The 15,379-nt window shown below is 65.2% G+C and carries 13 protein-coding genes; 7 read left to right on the forward strand and 6 right to left on the reverse strand.

Translation table 11 applies throughout. The annotated features are described in order from the left end of the window. Positions 1 to 144: 144 nt before the first annotated feature. Entirely contained in the window at positions 145 to 666 is a 522-nt protein-coding gene (gpt, locus tag QXZ85_RS33585) for a xanthine phosphoribosyltransferase (RefSeq protein ID WP_315705960.1), read from the reverse strand. A gap of 44 nt (positions 667 to 710) precedes the next feature. Continuing rightward, positions 711 to 1,448, reverse strand: a complete 738-nt coding sequence (locus QXZ85_RS33590; RefSeq protein ID WP_316167119.1) for a competence/damage-inducible protein A — start codon at positions 1,446 to 1,448, stop codon at positions 711 to 713. A 267-nt stretch (positions 1,449 to 1,715) separates the two neighbouring features. Between QXZ85_RS33590 and QXZ85_RS33595 the strand changes: the two genes are divergently transcribed. From QXZ85_RS33595 to QXZ85_RS33615, 5 genes are all read left to right on the forward strand, one after another. Continuing rightward, positions 1,716 to 3,134 carry a circularly permuted type 2 ATP-grasp protein gene (locus tag QXZ85_RS33595; RefSeq protein ID WP_315705962.1) on the forward strand — a complete coding sequence of 473 codons (1,419 nt, stop codon included), beginning with the start codon at positions 1,716 to 1,718 and terminating at the stop codon, positions 3,132 to 3,134. A 358-nt stretch (positions 3,135 to 3,492) separates the two neighbouring features. Further along, entirely contained in the window at positions 3,493 to 4,437 is a 945-nt protein-coding gene (locus QXZ85_RS33600) for an alpha-E domain-containing protein (protein WP_315705963.1), read from the forward strand. Between the two features lie 157 nt (positions 4,438 to 4,594). Beyond that, entirely contained in the window at positions 4,595 to 5,446 is an 852-nt protein-coding gene (locus QXZ85_RS33605; protein WP_315705964.1) for a transglutaminase family protein, read from the forward strand. Positions 5,447 to 5,855: 409 nt separating this feature from the next. Then, positions 5,856 to 6,614, forward strand: a complete 759-nt coding sequence (locus QXZ85_RS33610; RefSeq protein WP_315705965.1) for a peptidase — start codon at positions 5,856 to 5,858, stop codon at positions 6,612 to 6,614. Between the two features lie 27 nt (positions 6,615 to 6,641). Continuing rightward, positions 6,642 to 7,397 (forward strand): SDR family oxidoreductase, encoded by a 756-nt coding sequence (locus QXZ85_RS33615; protein WP_315705966.1) that lies wholly within the window; start codon positions 6,642 to 6,644, stop codon positions 7,395 to 7,397. 21 nt (positions 7,398 to 7,418) lie between these two features. Here QXZ85_RS33615 and QXZ85_RS33620 read toward each other — a convergent pair whose 3' ends face one another. Further along, positions 7,419 to 8,462 (reverse strand): glycosyltransferase family 2 protein, encoded by a 1,044-nt coding sequence (locus QXZ85_RS33620; RefSeq protein ID WP_316175682.1) that lies wholly within the window; start codon positions 8,460 to 8,462, stop codon positions 7,419 to 7,421. A 185-nt stretch (positions 8,463 to 8,647) separates the two neighbouring features. Here QXZ85_RS33620 and QXZ85_RS33625 point away from each other — a divergent pair, with 185 nt between their 5' ends. Further along, positions 8,648 to 9,931 (forward strand): glycosyltransferase family 87 protein, encoded by a 1,284-nt coding sequence (locus QXZ85_RS33625; protein ID WP_316175680.1) that lies wholly within the window; start codon positions 8,648 to 8,650, stop codon positions 9,929 to 9,931. Here QXZ85_RS33625 and QXZ85_RS33630 read toward each other — a convergent pair whose 3' ends face one another. Further along, entirely contained in the window at positions 9,932 to 11,158 is a 1,227-nt protein-coding gene (locus QXZ85_RS33630) for an MFS transporter (protein ID WP_315741404.1), read from the reverse strand. A gap of 113 nt (positions 11,159 to 11,271) precedes the next feature. Between QXZ85_RS33630 and QXZ85_RS33635 the strand changes: the two genes are divergently transcribed. After that, a complete protein-coding gene (locus QXZ85_RS33635; protein ID WP_315741405.1) occupies positions 11,272 to 12,522 on the forward strand; it encodes a NupC/NupG family nucleoside CNT transporter in 1,251 nt (416 codons plus the stop codon). Between the two features lie 13 nt (positions 12,523 to 12,535). Here QXZ85_RS33635 and QXZ85_RS33640 read toward each other — a convergent pair whose 3' ends face one another. After that, positions 12,536 to 14,446 (reverse strand): acyltransferase family protein, encoded by a 1,911-nt coding sequence (locus QXZ85_RS33640; RefSeq protein WP_316175677.1) that lies wholly within the window; start codon positions 14,444 to 14,446, stop codon positions 12,536 to 12,538. A gap of 149 nt (positions 14,447 to 14,595) precedes the next feature. After that, positions 14,596 to 15,156, reverse strand: a complete 561-nt coding sequence (locus QXZ85_RS33645; protein WP_315762047.1) for a cupin domain-containing protein — start codon at positions 15,154 to 15,156, stop codon at positions 14,596 to 14,598. Positions 15,157 to 15,379 lie beyond the last annotated feature (223 nt).

Genomic DNA, 15,379 nt, shown 5'->3' on the forward strand with positions numbered 1-15,379 from the left:
CCGGGAATCCAACGAGCTGTCTCTACCCGCCGCCACTATGACAGTGACACCCGGTCAGATACAGGAATCCATAACCACCATCGTGAGTATGGATTCCGGGCTCCCGCCCTTCGGGCGTGCCCCGGAATGACGATGTGGGTTGGCTTACGCCGCCCCATCCCGGATCGGCGGCTGGAATGACAGCGCGGTGTCCCAGGGGAAGAAGATCCAGGTATCCTGCGACACCTCGGTGATGAAGGTATCGACCAGCGGCCGTCCCTTCGGCTTGGCATAGACGGTGGCGAAATGGGCATCCGGCAGCATCTGCCGCACCATGCGCCCCGTCTTTCCGGTGTCGACCAGATCGTCCACGATCAACAGGCCTTTGCCGGTCCCGCCGCCGAGCTTGGCCGTATCCGCGGAAATGCCCTTCAGCACGGTCAGATCGCCCTGCTTGTTGTGATCGTAGCTCGCGATGCAGACCGTATCGATGATGCGCAGACCGAGCTCACGAGCGACGATCGCGGCCGGCACCAGTCCGCCGCGGGTGATCGCAATCACCGCGTGAAACGGCCCGACCTCGTTGAGCCGCCAGGTGAGCGCCCGGCAATCGCGGTGAAACTGGTCCCAGGAGACCGGGAAGGCCCGGCCGCCCCGCTCCTCTGCGCTCAACGTCTTGTCGATCATGTCGTCTCTTCCGTAGGTCCTTTGGGTGCGATGCCGATCCTGCCTTAACGCGAAACGTTCAGCCCGGCGAGCATCTCCTTCACCGCCGCCATCGCAGCCGACAACTTCTCCGGGTCACGCGAGCGCACCACCAGATGCGTGTTCGGCTTGCGGTCCTCATCCGTGAACGGATAACTGCCGATGATGGTGTCCGGGTGGGCCTTGGCGATTTCGCGCAAGGGACCGCCGATATCGCCCTCGCGGGCGTTGGCGCGGACCGTCTCCGACAGCATGCGCACGCCCGATTTCAGCTTCGGCGCGACGATGTCCATCATCGCCTGCATGATCGAGGGCACCCCGGCCATGACGATGACGTTGCCGAGCTTGAAGCCCGGCGCCAGGATGGTGGCGCTCTGGATCAGCTCGGCCCCGTCGGGGATGCGGGCCATCCGCAGCCGCGCCTCGTTGAGGTCCTGCCCGCTCCAGCGCTCGCGGAAGCGCGCCACCACGTCCGGGTGATGATCGATGCCGACGCCGAAGGCCTTGGCCACCGCATCCGCGGTGATGTCGTCGTGGGTCGGCCCGATGCCCCCCGTGGTGAACACATAGGTATAGCGCTGCCGCAGCGCGTTCAGCGCGGCAATGATGTCGGGCTCGTCATCGGAGACCACCCGCACTTCCTTGAGGTCGATGCCGAGATTGGTCAGGTACTCGGCGATGAAGCCGATATTCTTGTCCTTGGTCCGGCCCGACAGGATCTCGTCGCCGATGATCAGCAACCCCGCGGTGACGATCTCGCTCATGCTTTCTCCTCGCAACCGTCGTCTGTTTTGGCCCGTGGCGCGGCCGATGTCATCCGGAACGTCATGCGTTATGCCGTGAATTTGAGCATCGCGCAGCCAGTTTTTCGGGCAGGGCTGCCCGCCTCCCCCGGCAAACTTATCATGCGCACGCGGCTTTGCATTTGAAGTCCCGATCGCGGGCACGCTGAAAAAGTGGTCAGATCTGGGCCTTGCTACCATCAGGCAGAGTCATGCACTGTAAGGCGTGGCTGAGAGATACGGGCATCGATGGCAGTTGCTTTCGACGAGATGAACGAGCCGGGCGGCGACATCCGCCAAGCCTATCAGGAACTGTCGCGCTGGCTGAAGGAAACGCCGCCGGAAGCCTTGGAATATCGCCGCCACGAAGCGGAATTGCTGTTCCGGCGGATCGGCATCACCTTCGCCGTCTATGGCGAGGCCGAAGCGCAGGAGCGGCTGATCCCGTTTGACGTGATCCCGCGCATCCTCTCTGCCAAGGAATGGGCGCGGCTCGAAAAGGGGCTGAAGCAGCGCGTCAAGGCGCTGAACCTGTTCCTCCGGGACATCTATCATGGCCGCGACATTCTGCGCGCCGGGGTGATCCCCGAGGACCTGATCTTCCAGAACCCGGTCTTCCGCCCGGAGATGAACGGCCAGGACGTCCCGCACGACGTCTACGTCCATATCGCCGGCATCGACATCGTCCGGGTCGACGCCAACGACTTCATCGTGCTGGAGGACAATGCCCGCACGCCCTCGGGCGTGTCCTACATGCTGGAAAACCGCGAAATCATGATGCGGCTGTTTCCGGACCTGTTCGCGCGGCACCGCATTGCGCCGGTCGAACGCTACCCGGACGAGCTGCTGGCGGCGCTGCGCTCGGTCGCGCCCTTGAGCGCATCGGCCGAGCCGACCGTCGCGCTGATGACCCCCGGCATCTACAATTCCGCCTATTACGAGCACTCGTTCCTGGCCGACAAGCTCGGCATCGAGCTGGTGGAAGGCCGCGACCTCATCGTCAAGAACGACGAGGTGTTCATGCGCACCACCGAAGGGTTGAAGCGGGTCGACGTGATCTACCGCCGGGTCGATGACGACTTCATCGATCCCCTCACCTTCCGGCCGGATTCCGCGCTCGGCGTCCCCGGGCTGATGTCGGCCTATGCGGCCGGCAACATCACGCTGGCCAATGCGGTGGGGACCGGGATCGCGGACGACAAGGCGATCTATTCCTACATGCCCGACGTCGTGAAGTTCTATCTCGACGAGGAACCGATCCTGAAGAACGTGCAGACTTGGCGCTGCCGCGAGCCGCAGGATCTGTCCTATGTGCTCGACCACCTCGGTGAGCTCGTGGTCAAGGAGGTCCATGGCTCCGGCGGCTACGGCATGCTGATCGGCCCTGCCGCAACCAAGGCCACCATCGAAGCCTTCCGCGACAAGCTGAAGCGGGAGCCGGAGGGCTTCATCGCCCAACCGACGCTGGCACTCTCCACCTGCCCCACCTGCACGGCTTCGGGCCTCGCGCCACGTCACGTCGATCTCAGGCCGTTCGTGCTGACCGGCAGCGACCGCGTCACCATCGTTCCCGGCGGCCTCACCCGCGTAGCACTGAAGGAAGGATCGCTGGTGGTCAATTCCAGCCAGGGCGGCGGCACCAAGGACACATGGGTGCTGGATGAATAGACGCTGTTTCAGCGAGGGCGCGCATCTTGCCACAGCGACGGTGCACCCTCTCCCCTTGTGGGAGAGGGTGGCGGCGAGCGTCAGCTCGGCGCCGGGTGAGGGGTTCTCTCCGCATATGCAAGCGCGGAGAGAGACCCCTCACCCGGCTTCGCTGCGCGAAGCCACCCTCTCCCACAAGGGGAGAGGGTGCACCGAGAACGCCGCGAAGATATTTGCTCAGACCAGTCCTGGAAGAGAGAGGGTCAGAGAGGGCATCCACGCCCTCCGCGATTTCACGTCCACCTTGGCGCGCAGAGGAGCCCCTCCCGGCCCGAGCCAGCGCCACATGCCACCGCCAAGCAGCCGATAGAAACCGCCCATGCTGTCGCGCACCGCCGAAAACCTGTACTGGCTGGCCCGCTATGTCGAGCGGGCGGAATATCTCGCCCGCACCATCGACGCGACATTGCGCGTCACCGCCCTTCCCGCAGCCTATATCGGCAAGACCAACGAGTGGGAATCGGCGCTGATGACCGCCGGCGTCAATGTCAGTTTCCACGAGACCTATGCAGAGGCCAACGAGCAGAACGTCGTCGAATATCTCTCGTTCGACCCGGCCAATCCCTCCTCGATCAAGAACTGCATCGAAGCCGCCCGGCTGAACGCCCGCTCGGTCCGCACCGCCCTGACGTCGGAAATGTGGGACACCATCAACGGCGCCTGGATCGAGCTGCAGGAGGTCTGGAGCAAGGGCACCAAGAGCCGGGAGGACCTGGCGAGCTTCCTCCGTTTCGTGCAGGAGACGTCGCTGCGCTTCGACGGCTCGGCCTACCGGACTATGCTGCGCAACGACGCCTATTGGTTCTCGCGGCTCGGCCTGCATCTCGAACGCGCCGACAACACCGCCCGCATCCTCGACGTGAAATATCACGTGCTGCTGCCCGAGGAGGAGCATGTCGGTGGCCCGCTCGACTTCTACCAGTGGAGCTCGATCCTGCGCTCGGTCTCGGCGCTGACCGCCTATCACTGGGTGTATCGCGAGACCCTGAAACCCTGGCTGATTGCCGATCTATTGATCCTCAACGATTCGCTGCCGCGTTCGCTGGCGAGCTGCTACGGCAACCTCGTCCGCAATCTCGACCAGATCGGCGTCGCCTATGGACGCCAGGGCCCGGCACAGCGCCACGCCCGCGGCATCCGAAACCGGCTGGAGCATTCCAACATGGATGATATCTTCCAGCGCGGCGTCCACGAATTCATCCAGGAGTTCCTCGCCGACAATTCGCGGCTTGGTGAGATCATCACCAAGCAGTATCTGATCTAGAAGAGTCACATCGAGCTCCCGGTCACCGTCATGGCCGGGCTTGTCCCGGCCATCCACGCCTCTCTCTCCGGAAAGCCGTGGATGCCCGGCTCAAGGCCGGGCATGACGGAGGCGTACATCGAGAGCCTGCACAACTCGAGCTCCGCACTGGACCGCCATGCGCCTGCGTATCTCCCACTCGACCACCTACCGCTACGAGCCGGCGGCCACGGGCGTCATCCAGATCATCCGGATGACCCCGGGCAGCCATGACGGCCAATATGTCGCGGAGTGGCAGATCGATCTCTCCACCGACTCGCGGCTCCAGATGCACGAGGACGCGTTCGGCAACGTCACCCATGTCATCACGCATGGCGCGATCGAGGACCTGACCATCACGGCCGAGGGGCTGGTCGAGACCCACGACACCGGTGGCGTGCTGAGGGGCACCGATGAGCGTTTTCCTCCGAGCCTGTTCCTGCGCGAGACGGCGCTGACGACGGCGAGCCCGGCGATGACAACCTTCGTCCGGGAACTGCGCAGCGAGTCCGAACACGACGTGCTCGGCTTCCTGCATGTGCTGATGACACAGATCAACGAGCATATGACGTTCGACGAGGATCCGACCCATAGCGGCACGGCGGCGGCCGAGGCCTTTGGACTGAAGCGCGGCGTCTGCCAGGATTACGCCCACATCTTCATTGCCTGCGCCCGCGCGGGTCTGGTCCCGGCCCGCTTCGTCTCCGGGCATTTCCTGCGCTCCGATGGTGCAACGCACCAGTCGGCCGGCCACGCCTGGGCGGAGGCCTTCGTACCTGATCTCGGCTGGGTGGGTTTCGATGCCGCCAATTGCCTCTGCACCACCGACGCGCATGTGCGGGTTGCGCTCGGCCTGGATTATCTCGGCGCAGCACCCGTGCGCGGCACCCGCTACGGCGGCGGGGCGGAGACGTTGACCGTCCAGGTCCGGGTGGAACAAGCCGGCCGCGGTAACGGCCAGTCGCAGGCGCAGTCACAGCGGCAGTCGTAAGTATCCACCGGAGTTGACCCTCGGGCTGGAACTGCGCGCAAGACAAGCGCACGCCCCTCTCCCCGCTTGCGGCAGAGCGATCGCATATGGCCCAAGCTGGACCGGGCCTCATGGTTCGAGAAGCGCCGCAAGCGGCGCTCCTCACCATGAGGGTCCTCTTGCCGCAAAACAGGCCCTCGTCCTGAGGAGCTCGCCGGAGGCGAGCGTCTCGAAGGACGGCCACGGAAGAAACCTTCCGTCGCGCTTTTTCCGATGCGACAGGCCTGCCGCTTGCGGGGAGAGGTCAAGGATCGGCCGTCCGGCCTTCATGCATCCCTCACCGAGACGTCCACGCGCACGAGGCCGAACAGGGTTGGACGGCCACCGGAAATTGGCTAGTAATTCCGCTCTGATGTGTGGGGACGAGGCAATGACCTATTGCTGCGGAATATTGGTGCGCGACGGGCTCGTGATGATCGCGGACACCAGGACCAATGCCGGGCTCGACAACGTCTCGACGTTCCGCAAGCTGCACATCTTCTCCAATCCCGGCGAGCGCATCCTGGCCATCGCCAGCGCCGGCAATCTCGCCATCAGCCAGTCGGTGCTCTCGACGCTGACCGAAGGCATCGAAGACCCGGAGACGGGTGACGTCGAAACCTTGATGAATGCGCCGACCATGTTCCAGGCCGCGCAACGGATCGGCAAGGCGATTCGCATGGTCCACGCGACCGAGGGCCCGGCGCTGAAGGCCGAAGACATCTCCTTCGACGTCTCCTTCCTGTTCGGCGGCCAGATCAAGGGCTCGCGGATGCGGCTGTTCATGGTCTACACGGCCGGCAATTTCATCGAATGCACCACCGACACGCCCTACCTGCAGATCGGCGAGCACAAATACGGCAAGCCGGTGCTGGACCGCGCCATGCATTACGACGTCGAAATCTACGAGGCGCTGAAGACCGGGCTGATCTCGATGGATTCGACGATGCGCTCCAATCTCGGCGTCGGCCTGCCGATCGACGTGCTGGTGGTGCGCGCCGAAACCTGCGAGGCCGATCTCAATCACCGGATCGAAGCGGGCGAGCCCTATTTCCACGATCTGCGCTCGCGGTGGTCGGCGGCGCTGCGTGCCGCGCATAACAACATTCCGCGGCCGCCCTACAAGACCCAAAACGAATCGAAGCACTGACAACAGAAAAGCAAAGAGTGAGGAAACATGGCTGAAGCGGGCAAGAAGATCGCGCTGGTGACGGGCGCCGGCACGGGTGTCGGCCGCGCCGCATCGCTGGCGCTCATGAACGCCGGCTTCACCGTGGTGCTCACCGGGCGCCGCAGGGAGATGCTCGAGGAAACCGCCAGGCTCGGCGTGCCCGGCATGAGTCTGCCCGTGACCGCCGACATGACCGATCCGGCCTCGATCGCGGCGCTGTTCGCCAAGGTGACGGAGACCTATGGCCGGCTCGATCTGTTGTTCAACAATGCCGGGATGGGCGCGCCCCCGGTGCCGTTCGAGGATCTCTCGCTCGCGCAATGGCAGGCGGTCGTCGCCACCAACCTGACCGCACCCTTCCTGTGCACCCAGCACGCCTTCCGCATCATGAAGGATCAGACCCCGCGCGGCGGCCGCATCATCAACAACGGCTCGATCTCGGCGCATGCGCCGCGGCCGTTCTCGGCCGCCTACACCTCGACCAAGCATGCCATCACCGGCCTCACCAAGGCCTCCAACCTCGACGGCCGCGCCTACGACATCGCGGTCGGCCAGATCGACATCGGCAATGCCGAGACGCCGATGACCGAACGCATGGTCGCGGGCGTGCTGCAGCCTGACGGCCGGATGATGCCGGAGCCGCGCATGGATTCGAAGGCGGTCGGCGACGCGGTGGCCTACATGGCCTCGCTGCCGCTCGACGCCAATGTCCTGTTCATCACGGTGATGGCAACCAAGATGCCGTTCGTCGGGCGGGGTTGAATTCAAATCGGCGCAGGCGGCTCATGCCCTGCGCCGGGTCTGCCCGTCCGGCTTTTCATTCTCGACGAGGACCGCGCCCTGCTCCGCCGCTGGCTGCACGGCCCTGCGGCTCTTCTGCAGCGACGGATGCAGCGGCTCCCTCGGGCTGGCGCTGATGTCGTAGTTGAGAAACGACAGCAGCAGCTGGAAGCCCATCAGGAAGGTCAGCGCCGCGATCATGATCGTGCCGGTCGGCACCAGCTGGTCCGGCGGCGCCGACAGCCAATGATAGAGCCCGAACGCCAGGCCGAAACCGAACAGGCCGAGGCCCGCGACGAGTTGCAGCGAGGCGAGCGACAGGTCGCGGAAGAAATAGCGATAGAGCACGCGGCGAAACGTGTTGCGCAGGTGACCGGCGAAGAACGGCGCCAGCTGATGCGACACCCGCAAGTTGGACACCTCCTCGCCGTAGAAGGCGCGCATCGGAAACTCGACTACCTTGGCACGCAACAGGCCGAGATGAAACAACAGGTCCGTCTCGAAGAAGAAGCGGTTGGCGACGCGATCGGCGTCGAGCAGTTCAGCCAAGCGCGCATGGACCGCGAAGAAGCCGTTGGTCGGGTCCATGATGGTCCAGTAGCCGCTCGACAGCTTGGCCATGAAGGACAGCGCGAGATTGCCGAACCGGCGGACCTGCGGCATCGCGGCCGTGTCGGTGAGAAAGAAGAAGCGGTTGCCCTTCACGTAGTCGGCGTTCCCGCTCTGAATCGGATGGATCAGCGCCGGCACCTGCGCGGGGTCCATCTGCCCGTCTGCATCGATCTTGACGATGATATCCGCGCCGCGCTGGATCGCGAACTGCATGCCGGTCAGGAAGGCGCCGCCGACGCCGCGGTTGGCGTCGTGCCGCAGCACGATGACGCGCGGATCGGAGCATTGGTTGGCGACGACAAGGGCAGTGCCGTGGGGGCAGCAATCATCGACGACCACGATCAGCCCAACCTCGGGCCCTATCGCGGCAATCACCGGCAGAACGGTATCCGCCGCACGAAACGCGGGAATGACGACAGCGACGACGGCATCCATGACGAGCTCCCGCTGCGCGCTCCTTGATAGTTAACGGATCGAAACGCCGGTCGCAGCCTTCAGTAGCTTCGCACCCGTCCACTAAACAGTATCTTAATTCGTGACCTGTAGTTCGTGCGAGGACGCACGATATTGTCCGCGATGATCTCCGCGAGCGCCCTGGCCTCGCCAAACGAGCCGAGCTCATGCCGCTTTCCACGCCCAGTGACACGACAGGCACCAGAGGCGTCAGCCGGCTGCTCGACCTCGCGACGCCGGATACCCCCAATGCCGCCGATCGCGAGATGCTACGCAGCCTCATCGTACTCGGCGGGGCGCTATTCGTCCTGATGCTGGCCACCTATTTCTGGACCACGCATTGGAGCTGGCCCTACCCGCGCGACAAGGTCACGCTGGTGCTCGGACGCGATTTCCTGAATCTGTGGATGTATGGCCGGGCCGCATTCGGCGCCGATCCCGCCCGCTTCTACGATGTCGCCACCTACAATGACGCGCTCGCCGCCCTGCTTGGCCCCGGCTATCCCGCGCAGAACTGGCCCAATCCTCCGAACGCGCTGGTGGTGATGGCCCCGTTCGGGCTGATGGACTACTTCCCCGCGCTGGCGTCGTGGTTTGTCGTCAGCCTGCTCGCCTTCTATCTGGCCTGCCGGCCCGCCTTTGCCGACGGCCGTGCGCTGCTCGTGGTCGCCATCTCGCCGGCCGCGCTCATGTGCGTGATCTCGGGCCAAAGCTCGTTCCTGAGCACGGCGGCGCTGTTTGCAAGTCTTGCGCTCATGGACCGCCGGCCGGCGCTCGCCGGCCTGCTGATCGGTCTGCTCACGGTCAAGCCGCAGCTTGGCATCCTGCTTCCGGTGATGCTCGTCGCCTCCGGCCGCTGGCGCGTGATCGCCTACGCGACGCTCGCCGCAGTGGCGCTGTTTGCCGCCAGCGTCGCCATCGGCGGCGTGCAGAGCTGGCAAGACTATCTGACCAAGGCGGTGCCGCTGATGCGCGAGGTGCTGCGCGATCCCAGCGGCATGGCCATGCCTTACCATGCAACACTCTTCATGAGCTTCCGCGGCGTATTGGGCGACCGCATAGCGGACGCGATCCAGGCGGTCGCGGCGGTGGGCGCGGTGGCCGGCGTGTTCGCGGCCTTCCGTTATCGCAAGCATGCCGATCCGGCACGGCTCAAGGCTTTGCTGCTGGCCTGCACGATCTGCGCCTCACCCTATATGGGCACCTATGACGTGCTGCCCCTGACCTGCGCGGCCATGGCGCTGCTCGCCGATGGAAAGCTCGATGCGCTCGGCAGCCGCTTGGCGCAGCTCGTGTTCTGGCTGCCGGCGCTGCAATTGTTGTTCGGCAACATTCAGATGCCCGGTCCCGGCCTGATCGCACCGGCCTTCGCGGCGTATTTGTTGCGGCAGCTGTTCATGCCTGTGAACGAGACCGCGCCTGTCCCTGCTTCGGTCGCAGCCCCCAGCTGACTATTCGAGTCGCTCAACCGCGCGCAGCGTCGGAAACAGCTTCATCCAGAGCAGCGCGATCGCGATCGTGCCGAGACCGCCGAGCACCGCGGCCGGCATGGTGCCGAGCAGCGCAGCCGTGACGCCGCTTTCGAACTGGCCGAGCTGGTTCGAGGCGTTGATGAACAGGAAGTTCACCGCGCCGACCCGGCCGCGCATCTCGTTGGGCGTGGCGAGCTGCACCAGCGAGAAACGGATCACGACACTGATCGTGTCGGCCGCCCCCAGGATCGCGAGCGCGACGATCGACAGCCACATGATATGCGAGACCGCAAACACCGCGGTCGCGATGCCGAACACGATCACCGCCTGGAACATGCGCAAGCCCACGTGGCGACGGATCGTGTGCCGCGCCAGCACCGCGGTCATCGCGAGCGCGCCCACCGCTGGCGCAGCGCGCAGGACGCCGAGCCCCAGCGGGCCGGTCTGCAGGATGTCGCGGGCGTAGATCGGCAACAACGCGGTGACGCCGCCCAGCAGCACCGCGAACAGGTCGAGCGAGATGGTGCCGAGGATCGCCGGGTTCTGCCAGATGAAGCGGACGCCGGCGAACAGGTCGGCGTTGGCCGCATGCTCCTTCGGCGCGGGCACGTCGTCGGGCACTTCCATGACGCCGGTGAAGACCATGCCGGCCAGCCAGAACAACACCATGATCGCATAGGCCAGGGCCGGCATCGCCGCATAGGCGAAACCGCCGAGCGCGGGTCCCGCGATCGTCGCAAGCTGGGCCGCGCCGCTGGACAGCGCGCTCGCGCGTTGCAAAGTCCCGGTCGGCGCAATCAGCGGCAGCAGCGCGGCCGTCGCCGGGCTCTCGAACGCGCCGGCAATCCCGAGCACGAAGGTCGCAGCGAACAGCTGCAGCTCGGTCAGCACGCCCGTATAGGCGCCCCAGCAGAGATAGAGGGCGGTCAGCGCCTCCGCGAGCTGGCAGAGCTGCACCACGCGTTTGCGCGGGTAGCGATCGGCAGCGCTGCCGGCCACGAACACCAACAGCGCCGTCGGCAGGAACTGGATCAGCCCGACCATGCCGAGATCGAAGGCGCGGCCGGTGAGATCGTAGATCTGCCAGCCAATCGCGACCGCCGCGATCTGGCTGGAAAAGCGCGACAGGCTGCGCGACACCAGAAAGAACAGGAACGAGCCTTGTTTGAGCAGCGTGCGCGCGCCGATCGGGATGGTGGAGGACATGACGTGTCTGCGTGACGCACCGCCAGGGGCTTGTCAACTTCAGCTCTGACATCGGCGCATGGCATTGCGCTTTGCTGCGTCGGCGGCTCATACTGGTCGAACTCGGGGGACCAATGCCACAGCTGCAATCTGCGTTCGGTGTCGTCGCGCTGCTCTTGATCGCCTGGGCACTCAGCGAGAACCGCCGCGCGGTGTCGCCGAGGCAGGCCGCGCTCGGCCTTGCCGTCACGCTGATCACTGCCGTCGTGCTGCTCAAAATGCCGATGGTCGCGCGCGCTTTCGGCGCCATCAACGATGCGGTCGGCGCCGTCGCGTCCGCCTCCCGCGCCGGCACCTCCTTCGTGTTCGGCTATGTCGGCGGCGGTGCCCTGCCCTTCGATCTCAAGGCCCCCGGCGCCGACTTCGTCCTCGCCTTCCAGGCCTTGCCGATCGTACTGGTGATGAGCGTGCTGACCACGCTGCTGTTCTATTGGCGCATCCTGCCGCCGATCGTGCGCGGCATGGCCTGGGTCCTGGAGCGCACGCTGGGCGTCGGCGGCGCCGTGGGGCTGTCGACCGCCGCCAACATCTTTCTCGGCATGGTCGAGGCGCCGCTGTTCATCCGGCCGTATCTCGCCCAGATGACGCGCGCCGAACTGTTCCTGGTCATGACCGGCGGCATGGCCGGCATCGCCGGCACGGTGCTCGTGCTCTACGCAACGCTGCTGGCGCCGCTGATCCCCGATGCTGCCGCCCACTTCGTCATCGCATCGGTGCTCGGTGCGCCGGCTGCCATCCTGGTCAGCCTGATCATGGTGCCGGAAACATCGAAGGAGCTCACCGGCGGCGCGCTGACCGATCCCGAGATGGACGCGTCGAGCACGATGGACGCGATCGTCAAGGGCACCTCGGCCGGACTCGAACTGTTGCTAACTATCATCGCGATGCTGATCGTGCTGGTGGCGCTGGTGCATCTCGCCAATTCGATCTTGTCGCTGTTGCCGCCGATCGGCGGTGCCGACATCTCGCTGCAGCGGCTGCTCGGCCTCGTGATGGCGCCGGTGTGCTGGCTGATGGGCCTGCCCTGGCAGGAGGCAGTGACCGCAGGCAGCCTGATGGGCACCAAGACGGTGCTGAACGAGCTGATCGCCTATGTCGAACTGTCGAAGCTCGCGCCCGGCGCGCTCGACCCCCGCTCCCGCCTGATCATGCTCTATGCGATGTGCGGCTTCGCCAATTTCGGCAGTCTCGGCATCATGATCGGCGGCCTCGGCACCATGGCCCCCTCACGGCGCGAGGAGATCAACGCGCTCGGGCTGAAGTCGATCGTCTCGGGCACGCTGACCACCTGCCTGATGGGCGCGATCGTCGGCCTGCTGACGTGATCCTCATGACGGTTCAGGGCTGCGCGAGCTTGAGGCTCGGCGCCACTCTCGCCATCACATAGGCCGACCCTTCCGCCGTCAGATGCGCGTGATCGAAGGCCAGCGGCACGCCGTCCACCGTGAGCGGACATTGCCGGTCCGGACAGACGGACTCCAGGATCGAGATGTAGGACAGCGCCTCGCCGGTCGGCAGCGCCTCACGCATGGCCCGGTCGAGCTCGAAAATATCGGAGCGGACGAAATCAGCCGGCCGTGCGGCCAGCCCACGCAGCTCCGCCCGCGCCAGCATGGACGGCAGGCGCGTGCGATACTGGATGGCGGGGCCGAGCAGGACGATCGGAATGCCGGCATCGTTCAGCCGCGCGATGGTGTGCTTGAGATCGGCGACCATTCCGGCAAAGCGCGGCGGCCGGGCATATTCCAGCCAGTCCGCCGACATCACCACAAGGTCGGGCTTGTGGCTTCCGAAGTAGTCCCGCATCTGCGCGGCGAAGGCGCGGCAGGAGGCGAGAGCTTGCGTCTCCGCACTCAGGGTCGGCATGCAGGACGGCTGCGTCGCCTGCATGATATTGACGGCCTGACGATCGAGACTCCCGTTCAGCCCGTGATAGTAGTGCGCGGCCAGACTGTCGCCCCACAACAGCAGGTTGGTCTTGCCGGACACCGCGGCGAGACAGGCCTCGCCGAGCCGTCCATCCGGGGTCGTGAAGCAGGTGCCATAGCGATAGACCGGCTTCATGTCGTAGTCGTTGTAGGCGTCGAGCCGCGCCGCGGCGCGATCGGCCTCCGAACTGGTGCTGCCGAACACCAATCCCGCAACGGTGCCGACGAGCAGCAGCAGGCTTGCGAGCGCCGCCATGCTGAAGGCCGCCCGCGGTGTCGGAGCCAAAGCGCGGTTGCGAAACGGCTGCTCGACAAAGCGCCAGGACAGATACGACACTGCGACCGTCACTGCGATCAGGGCAGCTTTTTCCCGGCCATCGAGCACAAGGCCCGGCTTGGCGAAGCGCGCAAACGCGAACAACGGCCAGTGCCAGAGATAAAGCGAATAGGAGATGCGGCCGAAGAACTGCGCGAGCGTCAGCGGCGACAGGGCACTGCGCTTGCCATTCGCGACTCCGATGCCGCTCCAGATGAACAGCGCCGCGCCGATGCAGGGCGACAGGGCATCGAGGCCCGGGAATCCGGGCCCCGGCCGTAGCGACAGGATCGGGATCGCCATCAAGAGCAGCGACAATCCTCGAGCGCTTCGCTGCGCGAGCCCCGGCCATGGCGCCGGCATGCCGGGCATGGCGACGAGGCTGCCGGCCAGGAATTCCCACGCGCGCGGCGGGCTCATGAAGAAGGCGGTCGCGGACGCGCCGTCGCGCATCAACACCAGACTGAACGCAAAGGAAGCGACGGCCAACGCGGCCAAGGTGAACGGCAGCACCACGCGGCGGCCTTGTGCGAGCCGCACGACGCCCCAGACGACGAGCGGCAGCACCAGATAGAACTGCTCCTCCACGCCCAGCGACCACGTATGCAACAGCGGCTTCTCCACTGCCGCATGGTCGAAATAGCCCGATTGCCACCAGAAGAAGATGTTCGCCGTGAAGCTGACCACCGCCGCGGCCGAGCGGAAGAATTCCATGCGCTCGGAGCTGAGGAGAAAGTGGAACGTCGGAATCGCGCTCAGCGCCACCATGACGTAGAGCGCCGGCAGCAGCCGGCGGACCCGCCGCTCGTAAAAGCGCGCGAGGGAGAAGCGGCCTTGCGCGATCTCGCCCTGGATGATGCCGGTAATCAGGTAGCCGGAGATGACGAAGAAGATATCGACGCCGACGAAGCCGCCGAAGATTCCCGGCGCCTCGAAATGAAAGGCGATGACCGAGAGCACCGCGATCGCGCGCAGCCAATCGATATCCTCGCGATACGATGTCACCTCTTCGCCCCTCCTCGCGACGCGAAGAAAGGACGCAGAACTGCGCGTGCCCGTGTGTTGCACGACAACAGCCGTTCGCTTCCCCCGCTTCAAAACTCACGGACTAAGCGAAGCAGCGATTCATGTCTAATTATTGTTTCAGCGTGTTGTCACGCCGTAATTTCGACCGTTTTGAAATCGGCCGGCAGGATTACCTCCAAGAGCTCCACGTCATCGGAGTAGTCGAGGATCATGTGGCGAATGCGCGGCGGCTGGGTCCAGGCGCTGCCCGCTTTCATCAGCGTTTCGCCGACGCCTTCGAGATAGCTCTTCACCCAACCCTTGAGCACGTAGACCATCTGGAATTCGACGTCGTGCGTGTGCAGCTTGGCGACTTCCCGGGGATCACATGGCGGCAGCAGGCGGATGACATGGGCGCGGGCGAGCCCATGGGTCGCATCCGCAATGCCGAGGTCGCGATAATGCGCGTAAGCGCGCAGACCGTCGGCCTTGAAGTCCTCCTCGCGATGATGGCTGACGGCGACCTTCTGCTTCGGCCGCCGCGCAACCGGCGCAACAGCGCCTTTGCTTGCAAGCGATCGGCGTGCGCCGGATTTGCTCGCAGCGGATTTGGCTTTGGTCTTGGCGCTCTTGCGGGACGATGTCTTGCGCGTCGCCGCTTTCGCGGCGGTGCGTGATGCGGGCTTCTTCGCGCGGCTCTTGGTGGCCATCGTGCTCTCCCTTCTGTTTCCTCGCGTCGCGAAGGGTAGCACAATTCAAGCCGTTCGTCGGATGGGCCCAGTGGCGCTCCAAGATAGGTCGTCATTCCGGGGCGGCCCGAAGGGCCGAGCCTGGAATGCATAACCACGATCGGGAGTATGGATTCCTGTATCTGACCGGGTGTCACTGTCATAGTGGCGGCGGGTAGAGACAGCTCGTTGGATTCCCGGTTGC

This window comes from Bradyrhizobium sp. SZCCHNGR1005 (genome assembly GCF_032489995.1).
In the GTDB taxonomy this organism is placed as follows: Bacteria; Pseudomonadota; Alphaproteobacteria; order Rhizobiales; family Xanthobacteraceae; genus Bradyrhizobium.

Coding starts and splice junctions, on each gene's coding strand:
- gpt (WP_315705960.1), bottom strand. CDS start 666: ATGATCGACAAGACGTTGAGCGCAGAGGAGCGGGGCGGCCGGGCCTTC.
- QXZ85_RS33590 (WP_316167119.1), bottom strand. CDS start 1,448: ATGAGCGAGATCGTCACCGCGGGGTTGCTGATCATCGGCGACGAGATC.
- QXZ85_RS33595 (WP_315705962.1), top strand. CDS start 1,716: ATGGCAGTTGCTTTCGACGAGATGAACGAGCCGGGCGGCGACATCCGC.
- QXZ85_RS33600 (WP_315705963.1), top strand. CDS start 3,493: ATGCTGTCGCGCACCGCCGAAAACCTGTACTGGCTGGCCCGCTATGTC.
- QXZ85_RS33605 (WP_315705964.1), top strand. CDS start 4,595: ATGCGCCTGCGTATCTCCCACTCGACCACCTACCGCTACGAGCCGGCG.
- QXZ85_RS33610 (WP_315705965.1), top strand. CDS start 5,856: ATGACCTATTGCTGCGGAATATTGGTGCGCGACGGGCTCGTGATGATC.
- QXZ85_RS33615 (WP_315705966.1), top strand. CDS start 6,642: ATGGCTGAAGCGGGCAAGAAGATCGCGCTGGTGACGGGCGCCGGCACG.
- QXZ85_RS33620 (WP_316175682.1), bottom strand. CDS start 8,462: ATGGATGCCGTCGTCGCTGTCGTCATTCCCGCGTTTCGTGCGGCGGAT.
- QXZ85_RS33625 (WP_316175680.1), top strand. CDS start 8,648: ATGCCGCTTTCCACGCCCAGTGACACGACAGGCACCAGAGGCGTCAGC.
- QXZ85_RS33630 (WP_315741404.1), bottom strand. CDS start 11,158: ATGTCCTCCACCATCCCGATCGGCGCGCGCACGCTGCTCAAACAAGGC.
- QXZ85_RS33635 (WP_315741405.1), top strand. CDS start 11,272: ATGCCACAGCTGCAATCTGCGTTCGGTGTCGTCGCGCTGCTCTTGATC.
- QXZ85_RS33645 (WP_315762047.1), bottom strand. CDS start 15,156: ATGGCCACCAAGAGCCGCGCGAAGAAGCCCGCATCACGCACCGCCGCG.